The sequence below is a fragment of the Halomonas sp. genome (assembly GCF_052095695.1).
Lineage (GTDB): Bacteria > Pseudomonadota > Gammaproteobacteria > Pseudomonadales > Halomonadaceae > Vreelandella.
This window is the reverse complement of the sequence record NZ_JBQDLQ010000023.1, coordinates 26,198-42,533: the sequence shown is the minus strand read 5'-3', so window position 1 is coordinate 42,533 and position 16,336 is coordinate 26,198. Positions and strand designations below refer to the sequence as shown.

Below are 16,336 nucleotides of genomic sequence, written 5' to 3'. Positions count from 1 at the left end.
GTCGTCCGGTGATTTCCAGTAGCGGGTGACAATGCCGAGGGCGTCGCTGTCCAGCGGGTAGTAGAAGCTGCGCCAGTAGTCGCGCACCACTTCCTGTTCAAGCTCGCGCTGGTCGTTCTCTAAATTGAGCGAGAACAGGCTGCCGCTATCGAAGGCGTGTTCGCGCAGCATGCGGTAGCACCAGCTGTGGATGGTGGAAACGGCGGCTTCATCCATCCACTCGGCGGCCAACGCCAAGCGCCGCGAACAGGCGGGCCAGGTGGCGGGGGCGTATTGGTCGCGGAGTTTTAGCAGTAACGGATCGTCCGCAGGCACGGAAGCAGGCCACTGCGAGGGCGCTGTGAACCCGTCCTTGGGCACTACTTTTGCCATCTGACCGCCATAGATGGCGGGAATGCCGGAATCGTCGGGAACATTTTCCGGCCCTGGCAAAAGACCCTCGCTTTGGCCTGCTCCCTTCGCGAGAGCTGGATCGTCGCGAAACACTTCAGCAGCTTCTACCAACCGGTTGCGGATACGTTCGCGTAGTTCTTGGGTGGCGGCGTTGGTGAAGGTGACAACCAGTATTTCCGGCGGGGTGAGCGGGCGTACAAACGCCGTGTCGTCGTCAACGCGGTGGCCGCCGAGTACCAAGCGCACGTACAGCAGTGCGATGGTGAAAGTTTTGCCAGTGCCTGCGCTGGCTTCTATCAGCCGGCTGCCGTGAAGCGGGAGCGTAAGCGGGTTAAGCGGTGTAACGCTGTTGGTTGACGGCAGTTGGCTCATGCGGCACCTCCTTTAATGGATCGATGCAGTGGCGCATAAAGCGTCTCCGTCAGTGTCGCAAAGCAGTGGCCGTTATTGTTCTCGCTAAACAGGCTTTCGAAGCTTGGCCATTGGTGGGCGAGGTAGGCGCTTTGGGCAACTTCGCCGGCCTGAAAACGCCCGCCTTCATAGGCCGTTTCAGCGGCGGCGTAAGCGTCGCTTGATGGGTCAGATTCTGGCGTGCCCTGTTTGGCTAGCCAGGCAAACGCAGCCTGTGGGGCGAGCGGTAGCGGAGCCTGCATGCCATCGCTCCAGGCGTTGAGAATGTTGTGTAGTTGGTAGAGGGCATTCTCGGCCTCTAAAGGTTCCAGCCGCACATGGCCTGCTTTTGAGAGCAACTGCGTGGTCATCGGGCGCTCGGCATTACCCGCTAAGTGGGCGACCCAGGGCCGCAGCAGGTGCTGCCAGCGGTACTGAGCACGGCCGCGCCCTTGGCTAACCAGGCTGCTGCTGAGCAATAATAGGCGGCAGCGGTTGCCTTTGCTATCTTCTCGTAACTCGCCTAGCCAGTCTTCCAGCGTTACCTTGCCTTCAACGCTTTCAACAACTCGTTCTTCAACAACATGCACGGCCTGCGGCGCCGTCACTATGTGGGGCCACTCTTGTAGCGCTTCTTCGTAGGCGCCAAACAGTGCCTCCATCGGCTCAGCCAGCGCTTCGCGCATACGTTCACCAAAGGCGCCCACGGCCAGTACGCCTTGGCCTTTGAAGCGTTCAAGCGTTGTGTGCAGTGCTTCAATGCGCGGCAGGCCGTTATCGATTGCATGGCGCTGGGCGGCGATTAGCTGATCCTGTAACTGCCAGTTCTGTAGCCCATCTAGGGTAAAGGGTTCCACATCGAGTTGGGCGAGCTCTTCGTGCTCGAAGTAAACACCGAGGCGGGTATTGAAAAAAGCTTTCGCCGGTTCACGTAGAAAGCTGCCCAACTGGCCAAGGGTCAGCGAGCCTTGCTGTTCAAGATCCCACTCAGGTAGCGGCGCTGGGTTGTTCGGACGAGAGTTGCTGCCGTTAATCTGCGTATGCGGGGCGCGCCATTCATGTACTTCTCGCCATTCATGTACATAAGTAAATAGCCGCGCCTGGGCAGGGGAGTCGTTGGTTTGTGCGGTGAAATAGCGACGGCTAAATGGCTGAAGCGGGTGCTCGGTGGTTAAGGCGTCTAGCAGCGGTGTGCCTTCGTGCGTGTGCCAGCCTGCTTCAAGATGGTCGCGCAGTTGGCCGACCAGCACCGAAGGTGGCATCGGGTTGTTATCGATCAGGCTGCGCCCGACCCAGCTAATGTAGAGCTGCTGGCGGGCAGAGAGCAGCGCTTCCAAAAACAGGTAGCGGTCGTCTTCCCTACGTGAGCGGTCGCCGGGGCGGTAGTCACTGCCCATCAGGTCAAAATCCAACGGTGGCTGCGAACGCGGGTACTCGCCGTCGTTCATACCCAGTAAACAGACGTGCTTGAAGGGAATCGCGCGCATCGGCATTAGCGTGGCGAAGTTGACCGCCCCGGCTAAAAAGCGCTGCGAGAGGCTATGTTCGTCGATTTGCCCCAGCCAGTGTTCGCGCACCATGGAAAGCGGCAGGGGGTCAAAAAGCTGGGCCTCGTCGGTACTGTCCAACAGCTGCTGAAGCGCGGTTTCCAGCTTGGTGAGCATCACGCTTTCTTGAGCGTCGTCGGTCACAAAGTAAGTTTCCAATAGCTCGCGCAGCCGCGCCACCCAGGTGGCGGTATCGGTGGGCTGGCAGAACGTTTCCCAGGTGTTTTCCAGGCGCTCTAGCAGCGTGGCCAACGGGCCCGCTAGCGACGCTTCTAGCCCGCCAATGTCATCAAACGGCTCAATGCCTTGCCAGGCGTCGGCGTCACCCATGGCGTAGCCCAGCAGCAGGCGGCGCAGTCCAAATGCCCAGGTGTTCTGGGTCAGCCCTTCGGGTAAATCTAGCCGGGTACGCTGCTCGGCATTGAGCCCCCAGCGAATGCCCGCGCCTTCAATCCAGCGGCTAAGCGTGGGTAGATCGTGCTCATCGATACCAAAGCGGGTGCGCAGCGCAGGGACTTCTAAAAGGTCTAAAAGATCGCTCACCGAAAGGCGTAGTTCAGGCAGGCGCAGCAGTTTTTCCAGCGCGATCATCAGCGGTAGCCGGTGGCGGCTGGCCTGGTCCGACAGCGTGTAAGGAATATAGCGCGTGTCGTCACGTTGTAGCTGGCCGAACACGGCTGCAATATGCGGCGCGTAGCGGTCGATGTCTGGCACCATCACGATGATATCGCGTGGGCGAAGATCGGGATCGGCGCTGAACGCGGCAAGCAGCTGGTCGTGGAGGATTTCCACTTCACGCTGGGGGCCGTGGGCAATATGAAACACGATGGAGTCGTCATTGGCCGGGTCTAGCGCGGGCCAGTGGGTTTGGGTTTCCGCTACTGGGCGCAGCTCGCGGATGTCGTCCTGAAGCTGGCTGAGCAGGCAGTTGCGTTCTTCGCCGCTAAACGGCTCAAACATATCGATCCGTAGCGCCTGCTGCTCAAACAGCGTTTGGTAGTTGCCTGAATCGTCGTGCTCATCAAGCAGGCGTAAGTAATCGCGACCCTGTTTGCCCCAGGCGGCCAGCAAGGGTTGGGCGTGCAGATGCAGGGCGTCAGTGGCATCCCCGGTACCCAGTACGTCCAGCGCGTCGGGCATGCCTGCCTTACGCTGCTGGCGGTAGCGGCTGGCGCGGAGCAGGTCTTTGTGTTCGATGATATCCGCCCAGTAGTACTGGCAGGGGTTGTGAACGCAGAGCACAATTTGGCAGCAGCGCGACAGCGCCGCCAAGGCTTCCAAGGTCTGTTGTGGCAGCGATGAAATGCCAAAAATGATCAGCCGCCGAGGCAGGCCAGGGGGGCATGGCTGGCCTTCTCGCTGCTCAGCGGCGATTAAAAACCGGCTGTGGACCTGGGCGCGGCTGCTGTTAAGACCCGCAGCACCTTGTGTGTTGGCCACATCGTCGCGTAGCGCTCGCCATAGTGCCGGCTGCCACTGCTGATGCGCTTCCAGCGGGCGCGCCTCACCGCGGGCGGTAATCAATACATCGTTGCCCTTCGCCCAGGCGTCCAGCCAGTCGGCGCGATAGACCTGATACTGGTCGAACAGATCCGCTAGCCGTTCGGCCAGCTGGTAGTGTTTGCGCTGGTCGCGGTCGACCTCTAAAAAGCGTGCCAGTGGCGCAAAGGCTTCCTGCTCGGCAAGGCTGGGTAGCAGGCGCAGTAGTCGCCATATCAGCCGCGATTTATCAAAAGGCGATGTTTCGGGAACGGCTTGTTCGCTTTCGTCATGCGCAACGTGCGTTAGCACCGTACGGTAGGCTTGCCATAAAAAGCGCGCGGGCAGAGTGACATTCAGCGCCGCGGCAATCCCTGCGCCGCCTTGTGCGGGGTCTTCCGCAAGCGCAAGTTTCAACCATTGCCCGATACCGTTGCTCTGCACCAAGATGGTTTCATTTTCCAACGGCGCTAGCGGGTGCCTGCGCATCCACGCCACCGCCAAGCCACGCAGGTCTTCAAGACGATTGGCATGCACCACCATAAAGCCTGGCGCTAACGGCGTTTGTGAGAGCAGAGGGTTTACAGGCATGCACGATAGTCCTTAATGAATGATTCCTTGGCGGCAGTGGCGATGGGCATAGCGCTATGGTGCCATATGTTAATCATCTTGCGGGATACGAAATATATCGCCAAGCTATACGGATACCGTGAGCAAAGCTAAGAGAGATCAACAATGACTGAGTCATCCCAACATTCCCGTCGCCACTCTTCTCTAGTGGTCGATGGTCCAGGTAAAGCTGCTAGTCGCGCCATGCTGCGGGCGGTGGGCTTTAATGATGATGATTTTAAGAAACCCCAAGTAGGTATTGCCTCCACCTGGAGCATGGTGACCCCGTGTAACAGCCATATTGGTGAGTTGGCTGATTTCGCCCGTGATGGCGCTGATGCTGGCGGTGGTAAAGGCGTGATTTTCAACACCATCACTATCTCTGATGGCATTGCGAATGGCACCGAAGGTATGAAGTACTCGCTGGTATCCCGTGAAGTCATTGCGGATTCCATCGAAACGGTGGCTGGCTGTGAAGGCTTTGATGGCCTGGTGGCAATTGGCGGCTGCGATAAAAATATGCCCGGCTGCATGATGGGCTTGGCGCGTTTGAATCGCCCCAGCGTGTTTGTTTACGGCGGCACCATCATGCCGGGTAAAGGGCACACCGATATCGTTTCGGTTTTCGAGGCCATGGGTGCGCACTCCCGCGGCGATATCGACCTGATCGAATTAAAAAATATCGAAGAAACCGCTATTCCTGGTCCTGGCTCCTGTGGCGGTATGTACACCGCTAACACCATGGCCTCGGCAATTGAAGCGCTGGGCATGAGCCTGCCGGGTAGCTCAGCGCAGAACGCTATCTCTCAAGAGAAGCGCGATGACTGCAAAGCGGCAGGCGAGGCGGTACTGGCGCTGCTAGAAGCCGATATTAAGCCTTCCGATATCATGACCCGCGAGGCGTTCGAGAACGCCATTACGGTCACCATCGCATTGGGTGGTTCAACCAATGCGGTGCTGCACTTGATTGGTATGGCGCGCACCATTGGTGTCGAACTGACGCTTTCTGACTTTACCGAGATTGGTAAGCGCGTGCCGGTACTAGCTGACCTGCGCCCTAGCGGCCATTATATGATGAGCGAGCTGGTGGCGATTGGTGGTATTCAGCCAATGATGAAAATATTGCTAGACGCAGGCTTGCTGCACGGTAACTGCATGACCGTCACCGGCAAAACCCTGGCAGAGAACCTGGCAAACGTTGCGCCTTACCCTGTTGAGCCGCCGATCATCGCGCCGCTTGATAAGCCCGTTAAAGCTGAAAGCCATTTGCGTATGCTTTACGGCAACTTGGCGCCAGAAGGGGCCGTTGCGAAGATTACCGGCAAGGAAGGTACGCGTTTTTCAGGCTCCGCGCGGGTGTTTGGCTCTGAGGAAGAAGCCCAGGCACGTATTAATGACGGCACCGTTGTGGCGGGCGATGTTGTGGTGATTCGCTATGAAGGCCCCAAAGGTGGCCCGGGTATGCGCGAAATGCTCACGCCTACATCGGCCATTATGGGTCGCGGCCTGGGTAACGATGTTGCACTGATCACCGACGGGCGTTTCTCGGGCGGCAGCCATGGTTTCGTGGTTGGCCATGTGTCACCGGAAGCCTTTGACGGTGGCCCGCTGGCGCTGGTCGAAAATGGCGACACCATCACCATTGATGCCGAAGCGGACACCATTGACGTTGACTTGTCAGATGAAGAGCTGACTCGTCGTCGCGCGGCATGGCAGCAGCCAGAACCCCGCTATACGCGCGGTGTGCTGGCTAAATATGCGCGTCTCGTTAGCTCTGCCAGCACCGGTGCGGTAACTGACCAAGAGTAAATCAACGTAATAATCGCGTTGTCATGAAGTGATAAAGCGCAAGGCTGAATATCAAAGCCTTGCGCTTTTTTATGGGTATAAAGTAGATAGAATCATGACAGGTATGCGAATCGGTGCAGCTATTGAGTTGGTTTTTAAATGCGAGAGTATAAATAATTTATCAGACCGCCGGGAGGCGGCCTGTGGAAGAAAGCGCAATGAGAAAGCAGAAGAATACTGCTAAGGCGCCTCCAGCTCTAAGGTGCGACGCAGGGCGAGGAGTTCATCCACGCACAGATGCTCAAGCCTTCCGGCGAGCAAGTCGCTAATTTTTTGAACGGGAAGCCCTGCCTGGCGGGCAATTTCTCGACTTCCTAGGTCTGATACTGCGATCAGACGCGTGATGATACGCATTAAACGCGTACGTTTTTCTAGTTCCCTGACATCGAGGTCAGGGCTGCTTCGCGGGGGATCAACCTGTTCCGCTGTGGCAGTTGCGCGTGCCGTGCTCATGTGGCTCCATTAGTCTGAAATGACCAACACACAATGCCGCCAACCGGTACGCTTTTCAATGCCTTTTTTGATGAAAATTTCACGACGCAGGCAAAGCCCGCAAGCGGGCTAGCTCTGGTAAACTATCCGCCTTCCTATTTTTCAGTGTGCCTGGCTAGGTGCATGCCATTTTTTCAATTTAGTTTTGCTTTTATAGGCCGTTGGGCCGAGGAGTTTTGCATGTCGTCGAGCAGCACACCCAAGGTGGGCGTGATCATGGGGTCTAAGTCTGACTGGCCCGTCATGGAGCACGCCGTGGCGATGCTGGAACAGTTGGGCGTGGCGTATGAAACGCGCGTGGTATCGGCTCATCGCACGCCTGACCTGCTGTTCGACTATGCCAAGAGCGCGGCTGAGCGCGGCCTGCAGGTGATTGTGGCTGGCGCGGGTGGCGCGGCCCACTTGCCGGGCATGGTAGCTTCACAAACGCCGCTGCCCGTGCTGGGCGTGCCGGTAGAGTCCAAAGCCTTGAAGGGCTTGGATTCACTGCTTTCGATTGCGCAGATGCCGGGTGGTATTGCGGTAGGAACGCTGGCTATTGGTAAAGCAGGGGCGACCAACGCCGGGCTATTGGCGGCACAAATCGTCGGCCTTCAAGATGCCACGGTGCGCAGTGCGGTAGAGGCCTTTCGCGCTGAGCAGACCCAGAAAGTACTCGACAACCCAGATCCGCGCCCCGAGCCGGACGTTGAATAAGGAAGCTCGGTTATGACGTCTGGTATGACCAAACATTCAGGCATTACCCAGCGTATTGGCATTTTAGGCGCTGGCCAGCTTGGCCGTATGTTAGCGCTGGCAGGGTATCCGTTGGGTAATCGCTTCACCTTCTTGGATACCACGGGCAACCCCAGTGCAGGCATTGGTGAGGTGGTCATCGACCCCGATAACCAGCGCTTGGCCGAGTTTCTGGCTAACGTTGATGTAGTGACCTACGAGTTCGAGCACTTGCCCGTTCAATTGGTCCGTGACATCGAACAGCACAAGCCCGTATATCCCAGCAGTCGAGCCATTGAGGTTTGCCAGAACCGTGTCGAAGAAAAGACGCTGTTTGATCGCTTGGGCATCCCAACGCCCGCCTACCGGGTTGTTGAGAGTGCCGAGCAGCTTGAAGCTGCCGCTCGTGAGCTTGGCTGCCCCGTAGTGGCCAAATCAGTCACTGAAGGCTACGACGGCAAAGGCCAGGCGGTGTTGAAGCATCCTGAGCAGGCGCAGTACGCATGGGCAGCTATCGGCCACTCGCAGCTAGTGGTTGAGGCCTTCGTCGATTTCGTGCGCGAAGTGTCCATGATTGCCGTACGGGGGCGCAATGGCGAGGTGGCGTTCTATCCCATGGCGGAAAATCAGCACGTCGACGGCATCTTGCGCTACTCGGTTGCGCCGCTGCCAGACTTGGATGCCGGCGTTCAGCAAACCGCCGATAGCTATATTCGTGCACTGTTAGATGAGCTGGATTATGTGGGTGTACTGGCGCTGGAGTTGTTTCAAACCCATGACGGCAGCCTGCTAGCCAATGAAATGGCGCCACGCGTGCATAATTCTGGCCATTGGACCATGGATGGAGCGGTCACCAGCCAGTTTGAAAACCATCTGCGTGCGATACAGGGCCTGCCGCTAGGCGATACGCAAGCGATTGCGCCCACCTGCATGATTAACGTCATTGGCCGCGAAGGCGATAACGCGGCCGTGCTGGCGCTTGCTAGCACGCATCTGCACCGCTATGACAAGGCTGAGCGCGCCGGTCGTAAGCTTGCTCACGTCAATATCCTAGCGGCCAACCACGCTGAACTGCTTGAAAAAGTGCGCGCCTGTAGCGCGCTGCTGCCAGAAGCCCCGCCCCCAGCGCTAAGTTTTACGGACACGCTCTGATAGCAAACTGTGATAGTAAAAAGCCGCCTGTTGTTGAACAGGCGGCTTTTTTAGTACGGCTGATCACTGACGCATCTAGCTCAACTGGCCACTCAGTAGTACCCACAGCGCAATCAATGCGAAGTGACCGGGATACCAGGCTAGCCATAAACGGCGCGGCATCTCCACGATGACAGTGGGAATGTAGCGGGCCGCACCGGCGGCTAAAATCAGCACGATGACACAGGTGCCAACGGTGAAGGATTTGGCCATATCCGAAGCATTCATTTGCCCTGCGATCCAGAGCACGGGAAAGGCCGCTAGCCCCGCCCATAGGCGCGCTTGGAAATGGCTGCCAGCATGGTGTAATGCGTGCATCGCAAACATTAATAGCGGAATCAGCAGCAGTCCGTTATGACCGTATTCCACCCAAAATCCGAGCAAATACCAAACCGTCACGACTACCGCTGAACCGGCTAACAGCCAAGGTAATCCTAGCGTTTGTTGCTGATAGTGCTGCCAGCCTTGGCGGACTAACGTACCCAGCACAAGGCCACTGGCCAGGGTAAAGCAGACGTTTAAGATAAACGCATCGGATGCACGGGGCATGACCATATAGGGCAACTGAGCAACCAGGCCAATCACTAAAATGCGGCGTGAATAGCGCAGCGGGTTACGCGTATTAAACAGCCCGTGCCAGGCCACCATCGCAGCAAAAAGTGGGAAAGCAATGCGGCCAATGGATGAACCTGCCCACCCTAAATCCCAATCGCCCGGCAATACATAGCGCGTGAGGTGATCGACGGTCATTGTGAACAGTGCTAACCATTGCCCCCAGCCAGTCCAATGGGATGACGGGCGCGAGCGAGTGTCTGGGTGAGTACCCGGTGAAAGAGCCATAAAACCTCCGTGTTGATCAACGGCAATGATACACAGACTCAGGTTGTTCTACCTAGTTCACTGAATTTGCTGCGTTTGGGAATGGGCGGTTGCTGAGCGAGAGCGTGCCGGCATTGTGCTGCTTTAAAACGCGTCACCCCGGCATGGGCCGGGGTGACGATAGGGCTTGTTACTTGTTAAGCGGGAGACTGCTCACCCGGCTTTGCGACTACTCTTCGCCGAAGTAGCGAGTAGAGATTTCGTCGTAGGTGCCGTCTTCTTGTACTTCAGCCAGCGCTTCGTTGAATCTCTCGGCTAGCGCTTCATCGCGCTGACGGAAGGCGATGCCAAAGCCGTCACCGAAGTATTCCTTGGGTTCGCTGATGCGCTCACCGATCACTACGTAGTCAGCGTCGTCGCTTTCAAGCAGCGTTGTTTGGCCAATCGGGAAGTCGAGGAAAACGATGTCCAGACGCTCGGCTTCCATGTCCAGCACCATATCGTCAGCCGTGGAGTAGCGGCTGATTTCGGCGACGCTGCTAAAGTTGTCTGTGACGTAGTTATCTTGCAAGGTGCCGCGCTGAACGCCGATGGTCATGCCTTCCAGCGTTTCTTCATTCGCTTCGCTGATGTCCAGGTCGCTGGCGGCAAACCAGGCTGATGGCATAGTGATGTAGGGGTCTGAAAACAGCACCTGCTCGCGACGCTCATCGTTAATGGTCATCGATGACATGATGGCGTCGTAGTTGCGTGACATCAGGCCAGGAATAATGCCATCCCATTCTTGCTCAACCCATTCGCAGGTAACGCCCATGCGATCGCACAGCTCATTGCCAAGGTCGATATCGAAACCGGTAAGCTCGCCTTCAGCGGTGCGAAACTCCATCGGCTCGTAGGGCACGTCAACACCAATGCGCACGTTGTCGTAGTCGCGTGCTTGAGCCGAGGAGGCGGCTGCGACGGCTAAGCCCAGAAGAGAAACCGTTACTATTTTTTTCATTTTTCTACTCCGAAGGGAACTGGTTCACTAATTATCATCCCCCTTAACGTACCCCAGCTGGTGGCAGACGAAAAGGGGTAATTACTGCTATAAACCAACGCTTGTTTGACGGTGGCAGATTTAGGTTTGCTACTGCCATTAACTTATCAGGCCCAGGGGCTAGCATTGATTGATTACGGCGTTTGCGGCTGTAAGTGCGCCAACAGGCGTTTTTCCAAGAAACGGAAAAAGTACAAAATTCCGAAGGTTAAGCACAGGTAGATAGCCGCGACGAACAGAAACGCATCGAACGGGGCGTAAAAACGTGCATATACAAACCGTGCGGCACCGGTTAAATCCATCAGTGTTACTACGCTGGCAATCGCGCTGGCATGCAGCATAAAGATGACTTCGTTGCCGTAGGCGGGTAGGGCACGACGAAAGGCGCTGGGCAAAATAATACGCCGCATCATTAGACTTTGTGACATGCCGTAGGCGCGGGCGGCTTCAATCTCACCTTGCGAGGTCGCTTTGATCGCTCCGCGAAAAATCTCGGTGGTATAAGCGGCAGTGTTTAGTGTGAAGGCAATCAGCGCCGGGTAAAAAGCGCCGCGCAGTATGGGCCATAAAAAAGACTCTTGAATGCCGTCGATAAACACCACACCGTAATAAATAATGTAAAGCTGGATCAGCAGCGGCGTGCCGCGAAATACATAGGTAAACAGGTAAATCGGCAAACTAATCCACTTATGCTTTGAGCTGCGCATAATTGCCAGCGGCACAGCAATAATCAGTCCCGTAATCAGTGATAAAAAGACCAGCTGTGTGGTGGTGACCAATCCTTCCCAATAGTAACCCAGCGTATTCACGGTAAAAATGGTGTTGCCGGCTAGCAGGTCATTAAACCAAGTGGAAATATCAAGCATCTCACTGACCTCCAAAGCCGATGTCATAGCGTTTCTGCAGGCGCGCAAAAAACCATTCGGATACGCTGGCTATCAGCAGATAAACTACTGCGACGGGAATTAAAAAGGTAAACGGTTCATGAGTAGTGCGAGAGGCTTCGGCGGCTACGCGAACCATATCGGTCAGGCCAATAACGGACACCAGCGCGGTGGTTTTCAGCAACACCATCCAGTTATTCGATAGCCCTGGCAGCGCATGGCGCATCATTTGCGGAAAGCGGATGCGCCTAAATACCAGGCCGCTACTCATGCCGTAGGCTTTACCCGCTTCAATCTGACCGTTGTCGACCGCCATAAAGGCACCGCGAAATGTCTCGCCCATATAGGCGCCGAAGATAAAGCCAATGGTGAGCACGCCTGCAGTGAAGGCGTTGAAGTTAATGTAAAGATCGATATCGTAGCTGTCATAGAGCATATCGCTGATCGCGTTAACGCCTATCTGACCGCCAAAAAACAGCAGCATCATCAAGACGAGATCCGGCACACCGCGGATCAGTGTGGTGTAGACCGTTGCGGTGCGGCGCAATAGCCAGTTGCGCGACATCTTAGCGCTGGCAGTTAGTAGCCCTAATACAATCGCTAATATTAGCGACAACACTGCCAGTTGAATGGTAACGCCAGCCCCCTCGATCAGCCGGGGACCATAACCTTGCAAATCAAGCATGGTGAGCCTCGCGGATCAGTATTTAGGGGCCAAGAACTGTTTCAGGCGTGGTGATTGAGGGTTACCTAGGATATCTGCAGGTGCTCCCGCTTCTTCCACTAAGCCCTGATGAAGGTAAATCACTTGGCTAGAAACATCCCGGGCAAAGCTCATTTCGTGGGTCACCACCACCATGGTGCGGCCCTCTGCAGCTAAACCGTGCATTACCTTGAGCACGTCGCCAACCAGCTCAGGATCAAGCGCAGAGGTGGGTTCATCAAACAGCATGACCTCTGGGTCCATCGCCAGAGCGCGTGCAATCGCGCCGCGTTGTTGCTGACCACCCGACATTTGCGCAGGGTAGGCATTCGCACGAGCGCTTAACCCTACACGGTCAAGCAAAGCGTGAGCATGCTCTAGCGCTTCTTTTTTCGGTTTTTTTAATACATGAATCGGCGCTTCGATGATGTTTTCCAGTAGTGTCATGTGAGCCCAAAGGTTGAAGCTTTGGAACACCATGGAAAGCTTGGCACGCATGCGTACTACCTGCTTCCAATCTGCGGGTTCACGGCCATGTTTCGTGGTTTTAAAACGAATAGGTTCGCCGTGCACAATAAGATCGCCATCGTCTGGCTGTTCTAGCAAGTTCATGCAGCGTAAAAAGGTACTTTTACCTGACCCAGAGGCGCCAATCAGCGTGATGACATCGCCCTTTTGGGCTTGCAGTGAAAGGCCTTTTAGGACTTCCGTATCGCCAAAGCGTTTTTTAATATTACGCACTTCAAGAGGAGTAGGCGTAGCGGCCATAACATTGGCTCCAGTACAGGGTTGCCGCAGCAACAGTAGGTTGTTTGGTGCGGCTGGCGCGAAAAAAGGGGCGATTCTATCAGGCTGGGCGCACTGAGCGCGCCCTAATTATGACATTAAGCGTTCGATGTTAGTCGTTTTGCTTAATGGCCTGTGATCTTCTCGCCATTATTGTTGTCAACATCGCTTGCTTTCCTACGGTTCTAAAGCTCATTTTTCTCAATTCTTTCGTGATGCTCTTAGTGTTGTACTGACTTAAGGTTGCGCTGAAATGGGCGCTACTAATAATGCTGCCCGAGCGCCAACTTCAACGTTGGCATTAGGAAATACGACGCAAAGAGGCGTATCGCCTACTCTAAAATCACCCGCAGTGCTGTCTTGCGACAAAAGCGTGCCGGGTTCGAAGCGGCTGAAATTGAGCGTGTCATCGGCAAAGCACAGCTGGAAATCGTCAGAGCGGCGCATGAGCTCGTGGTGAACTTGAAAAAACACCATCTGTGATGCTGACTTGCTGGCCGGCTGATGACCTTCACTCAGTGACGTAAGCAGCGCACGCATGGGTGTCAGCGATGCCATGTCGTTTTGGCCAAAAGGTGCGACACGACCCAGCTCAAACGTAAACGCCTGGGCTGCGTGATAATGCTTGCTGTAGTGGGAGAATGTCCAGCTGTGCTGGTGTTGATGTAGCACTGCCTGCATGTCCGCCGCGGCTAACCAGTCCCACTGACTAGGGGCGGTCGCTGATTGCGCAAAGGGCTCCACTACAAAGCGTGGGTAGCGGCTGCCTCGTATGGCGGTATGAAGGTCGTAATGTAGTTTGGGCTGATGGGCATGTCGGGCGTAAAAATGATCGACCGCGGCCATTAGTTCACGGGCACGATCAGGCTCTAGGCCTTTAGCCGTTAGCTCGCGATTGAACAGGCGGTTTAAATTAGTGCTGAGAAAGCGCTGCTGAGCCTTAAGCGCAGGCAAATTGCCTAGAATAACTAACACGGGCGTGCCCAGCGTCACCGTGCCTGCTTCCAAGGCGCTTAGCCACTCGCCAACAAGCTCGACCGGTGCCGTTTCGTTGCCATGGATCGCTGCTGAAAAGATACACGCGTGGGCATCAGCGCTTGCCTGATGAGGGGTAAGCTCCATAATGCCTGGCGCGTGCAAAGAATACGTTCCGCTTCTAAAAGCGCCGCTACGAGAGGCGGGGGGCTGCCCGTCAAGCGACCAATCGAGCCAGTGGCCTAGCATTGTTGGTTCCTTCATCCGTGTCGTTTTCAGCATAACCGTGAGCCTAGGTTTAGCACGTTGGACTGGTGTGACAAACCCATAGGTCGTTCGCGTGAAAAAGCCCAGTTTAATCATGAAACAATAAAAAAGCGCCCATACTAAGCATGAGCGCTTTTTGGCAGAAAAAAAGTCCGGTTAGGCTGAACGCTGGCGCTTCATCTCTTGCTGATACTCGCTGGCAAGGGAGGTTTTTTGTTTGTCTTCAAGCCCACGTCCAGCCAGCTGGAAGACTTCTTGCTCTTCTTCATCCAGGTGATGGGTCACTAAATGCTGCAATTGTTTAGCATGGGTCAGCCAGTGAGTTGCGCTATATTCAGTTTCATCGGGTAGCTCTAGTAACTCGTCAATTTCATGATGCTCAGCCACGCTGTGGCGCGCTTTTTCTTGAGTTAGATCCATGCCCATCATGGGGATATACAGCGCCCGCTCTTCCGCCGCCGCATGGTAGTGAAGTTCAGCCCGTACCTGCTGATAAAGACTATCGCGCTCTTCACTGTCGCCGTGGGTCTCAACTAACTGGGCGAGCAGGTCGCGCTGAATATCATGATCCTTGCGCAGGGCTTCAAAAATCGTCATTCCAGGCTCCTTGGAAACGTTTTAAAGGGTGGCATGACAAAAGCTAGTGGTGGATGGCGTAAAGTGCAAGGGTATGCTCGTCGATGAAATCGATGCTCGCGGTCGAAAACATTCGCTTTTTTCCACCATAGGGTGCGCTATCTTGTTATTCATTAGCTCACCGGGTAGACCTCCATCGCAATGCACCACAAAGTATAGGAGATAGCAATGACAAAGGTACTGGTTCTTTGTTACTCCATGTATGGACATATCGATACGATGGCTCTCGCCAGCCTGATGAGCGCGAACTGAAAATTGCCCGTTTCCAAGGTGAGTTAGTGGCTAAAACGGCAGCTAAATTAGCTAACTGATTGATCGTTAAGGCGGTTGATAAGTTTTTAGCGGTTAACTTGTTCCGCTCGTAATGTAAAAAGCCTCGCTGGCGAAATCCAGCGAGGCTTTTGATTAGCGATTGCGTTGGGGCTTTTTACTCAGCCAGCTTGTCGGCAATCGCTTTGCCTAGGTTTTCCGTGGTGCCATTACCACCCACATCGCGGGTGAGTACTTGGCTATCACCTTCGCTTAGCACGCTCTCAATGGCGGTCACGATGGCATCTCCGGCTTCTTTATAGCCAAGATGTTCCAGCATCATCGCCCCCGACCATATCTGGCCGATGGGGTTGGCGATGCCTTTGCCGGCGATATCCGGTGCGCTGCCGTGAACCGGCTCGAACAGGCTGGGGAAGTTGCCTTCTGGGTTAATGTTGGCGGAAGGCGCAATACCGATAGTGCCGGTGCAGGCGGGGCCTAGGTCGGAAAGAATATCGCCGAATAGGTTGCTGCCCACCACCACGTCAAACCAGTCCGGATGAAGCACAAAGTTAGCGGTCAGAATATCGATATGAAATTTATCCACGGCGATCTCTGGGTAACCTTTCGACATTTCGACTACGCGCTCATCCCAATAGGGCATAGTGATTGAGATGCCGTTGGACTTGGTCGCCGAGGTGAGCTTTTTGCGTGGGCGTGTTTGCGCTAGCTCAAACGCATATTTCAGCACGCGGTCAACGCCGGTGCGGGTCATGATGGTTTCTTGAATGACGACTTCACGGTCGGTGCCTTCAAACATCTTGCCGCCAACGCTTGAGTATTCGCCTTCGGTGTTCTCGCGAACCACATAAAAGTCGATATCACCCGCTTTGCGACCTGCTAGCGGACTCTTAATGCCGGGCATTAATTTGCAAGGACGCAGGTTAATATATTGATCGAACTGGCGGCGGAATTGGAGCAATGAACCCCACAGGGATATATGGTCAGGCACTTTTTCAGGCCAGCCAACGGCACCATAGAAGAGCGCATCGAAATCTTTTAGCTGCTCGAACCAGTCATCCGGCAGCATCTTGCCGTGTTCCAAATAGTAGTCGCAGCTACCAAATTCAAAGACGCTAAATTCTAGATCAATATTGAAACGCTTAGCAGCAGCTTCAAGCGCGCGAATGCCCTCAGGCATTACTTCGGTGCCAATGCCGTCGCCAGCGATGACCGCAATCGTATGAGCCATGGTAACTCCTTACATTGTTGGTTATGCAATATCAGTTCAGATGCATGAATACTGAAACATAAA

Annotated in this window: 14 protein-coding genes and 1 pseudogene; 4 read left to right on the top strand and 11 right to left on the bottom strand. The window is 55.2% G+C overall.

Annotated elements, in window-relative coordinates; translation table 11 throughout:
• Positions 1–765 (bottom strand): UvrD-helicase domain-containing protein (locus ACTH5D_RS06780; RefSeq protein WP_441669533.1); only part of this gene is annotated, 765 nt, incomplete at its 3' end.
• Entirely contained in the window at positions 762–4,400 is a 3,639-nt protein-coding gene (gene recC, locus ACTH5D_RS06775) for an exodeoxyribonuclease V subunit gamma (protein ID WP_441669531.1), read from the bottom strand. The genes recC and ACTH5D_RS06780, both read right to left, overlap by 4 nt.
• Positions 4,401–4,544: 144 nt before the next feature.
• Here recC and ilvD point away from each other — a divergent pair, with 144 nt between their 5' ends.
• Positions 4,545–6,227, top strand: a complete 1,683-nt coding sequence (gene ilvD, locus ACTH5D_RS06770) for a dihydroxy-acid dehydratase (RefSeq protein WP_441669529.1) — start codon at positions 4,545–4,547, stop codon at positions 6,225–6,227.
• Between the two features lie 219 nt (positions 6,228–6,446).
• Here ilvD and ACTH5D_RS06765 read toward each other — a convergent pair whose 3' ends face one another.
• Positions 6,447–6,719 carry an XRE family transcriptional regulator gene (locus tag ACTH5D_RS06765; protein ID WP_441669527.1) on the bottom strand — a complete coding sequence of 91 codons (273 nt, stop codon included), beginning with the start codon at positions 6,717–6,719 and terminating at the stop codon, positions 6,447–6,449.
• A gap of 219 nt (positions 6,720–6,938) precedes the next feature.
• Between ACTH5D_RS06765 and purE the strand changes: the two genes are divergently transcribed.
• Positions 6,939–7,454, top strand: coding sequence for a 5-(carboxyamino)imidazole ribonucleotide mutase (gene purE / locus ACTH5D_RS06760; RefSeq protein WP_441669525.1), 516 nt, complete (start codon positions 6,939–6,941; stop codon positions 7,452–7,454).
• 12 nt (positions 7,455–7,466) lie between these two features.
• A complete protein-coding gene (locus ACTH5D_RS06755) occupies positions 7,467–8,624 on the top strand; it encodes a 5-(carboxyamino)imidazole ribonucleotide synthase (RefSeq protein WP_441669523.1) in 1,158 nt (385 codons plus the stop codon).
• 75 nt (positions 8,625–8,699) lie between these two features.
• Here the strand turns inward: ACTH5D_RS06755 and ACTH5D_RS06750 are convergent, their stop codons facing one another.
• The 7 genes from ACTH5D_RS06750 to ACTH5D_RS06720 all read right to left on the bottom strand — a co-directional run bounded on the left by ACTH5D_RS06750 (position 8,700) and on the right by ACTH5D_RS06720 (position 14,733).
• Positions 8,700–9,503 (bottom strand): TraX family protein, encoded by an 804-nt coding sequence (locus tag ACTH5D_RS06750; RefSeq protein ID WP_441669521.1) that lies wholly within the window; start codon positions 9,501–9,503, stop codon positions 8,700–8,702.
• 208 nt (positions 9,504–9,711) lie between these two features.
• A complete protein-coding gene (locus tag ACTH5D_RS06745) occupies positions 9,712–10,482 on the bottom strand; it encodes a transporter substrate-binding domain-containing protein (protein ID WP_441669519.1) in 771 nt (256 codons plus the stop codon).
• A 173-nt stretch (positions 10,483–10,655) separates the two neighbouring features.
• Entirely contained in the window at positions 10,656–11,387 is a 732-nt protein-coding gene (locus ACTH5D_RS06740; RefSeq protein ID WP_441669517.1) for an ABC transporter permease, read from the bottom strand.
• Between the two features lies 1 nt (position 11,388).
• Positions 11,389–12,090, bottom strand: a complete 702-nt coding sequence (locus ACTH5D_RS06735; protein ID WP_441669515.1) for an ABC transporter permease — start codon at positions 12,088–12,090, stop codon at positions 11,389–11,391.
• Between the two features lie 15 nt (positions 12,091–12,105).
• A complete protein-coding gene (locus ACTH5D_RS06730; RefSeq protein WP_441669513.1) occupies positions 12,106–12,876 on the bottom strand; it encodes an ABC transporter ATP-binding protein in 771 nt (256 codons plus the stop codon).
• A gap of 255 nt (positions 12,877–13,131) precedes the next feature.
• Positions 13,132–14,118, bottom strand: a complete 987-nt coding sequence (locus ACTH5D_RS06725) for a succinylglutamate desuccinylase (protein ID WP_441669511.1) — start codon at positions 14,116–14,118, stop codon at positions 13,132–13,134.
• 174 nt (positions 14,119–14,292) lie between these two features.
• Positions 14,293–14,733, bottom strand: coding sequence for a hemerythrin domain-containing protein (locus tag ACTH5D_RS06720; RefSeq protein ID WP_441669509.1), 441 nt, complete (start codon positions 14,731–14,733; stop codon positions 14,293–14,295).
• Between the two features lie 257 nt (positions 14,734–14,990).
• Here ACTH5D_RS06720 and ACTH5D_RS06715 point away from each other — a divergent pair.
• Positions 14,991–15,083, top strand: a pseudogene (locus ACTH5D_RS06715) (NAD(P)H:quinone oxidoreductase); the annotation flags it as partial.
• 116 nt (positions 15,084–15,199) lie between these two features.
• On the opposite strand, the gene ACTH5D_RS06710 reads toward ACTH5D_RS06715, so the two are convergent.
• Positions 15,200–16,273 (bottom strand): tartrate dehydrogenase, encoded by a 1,074-nt coding sequence (locus ACTH5D_RS06710; RefSeq protein ID WP_441669507.1) that lies wholly within the window; start codon positions 16,271–16,273, stop codon positions 15,200–15,202.
• Positions 16,274–16,336 lie beyond the last annotated feature (63 nt).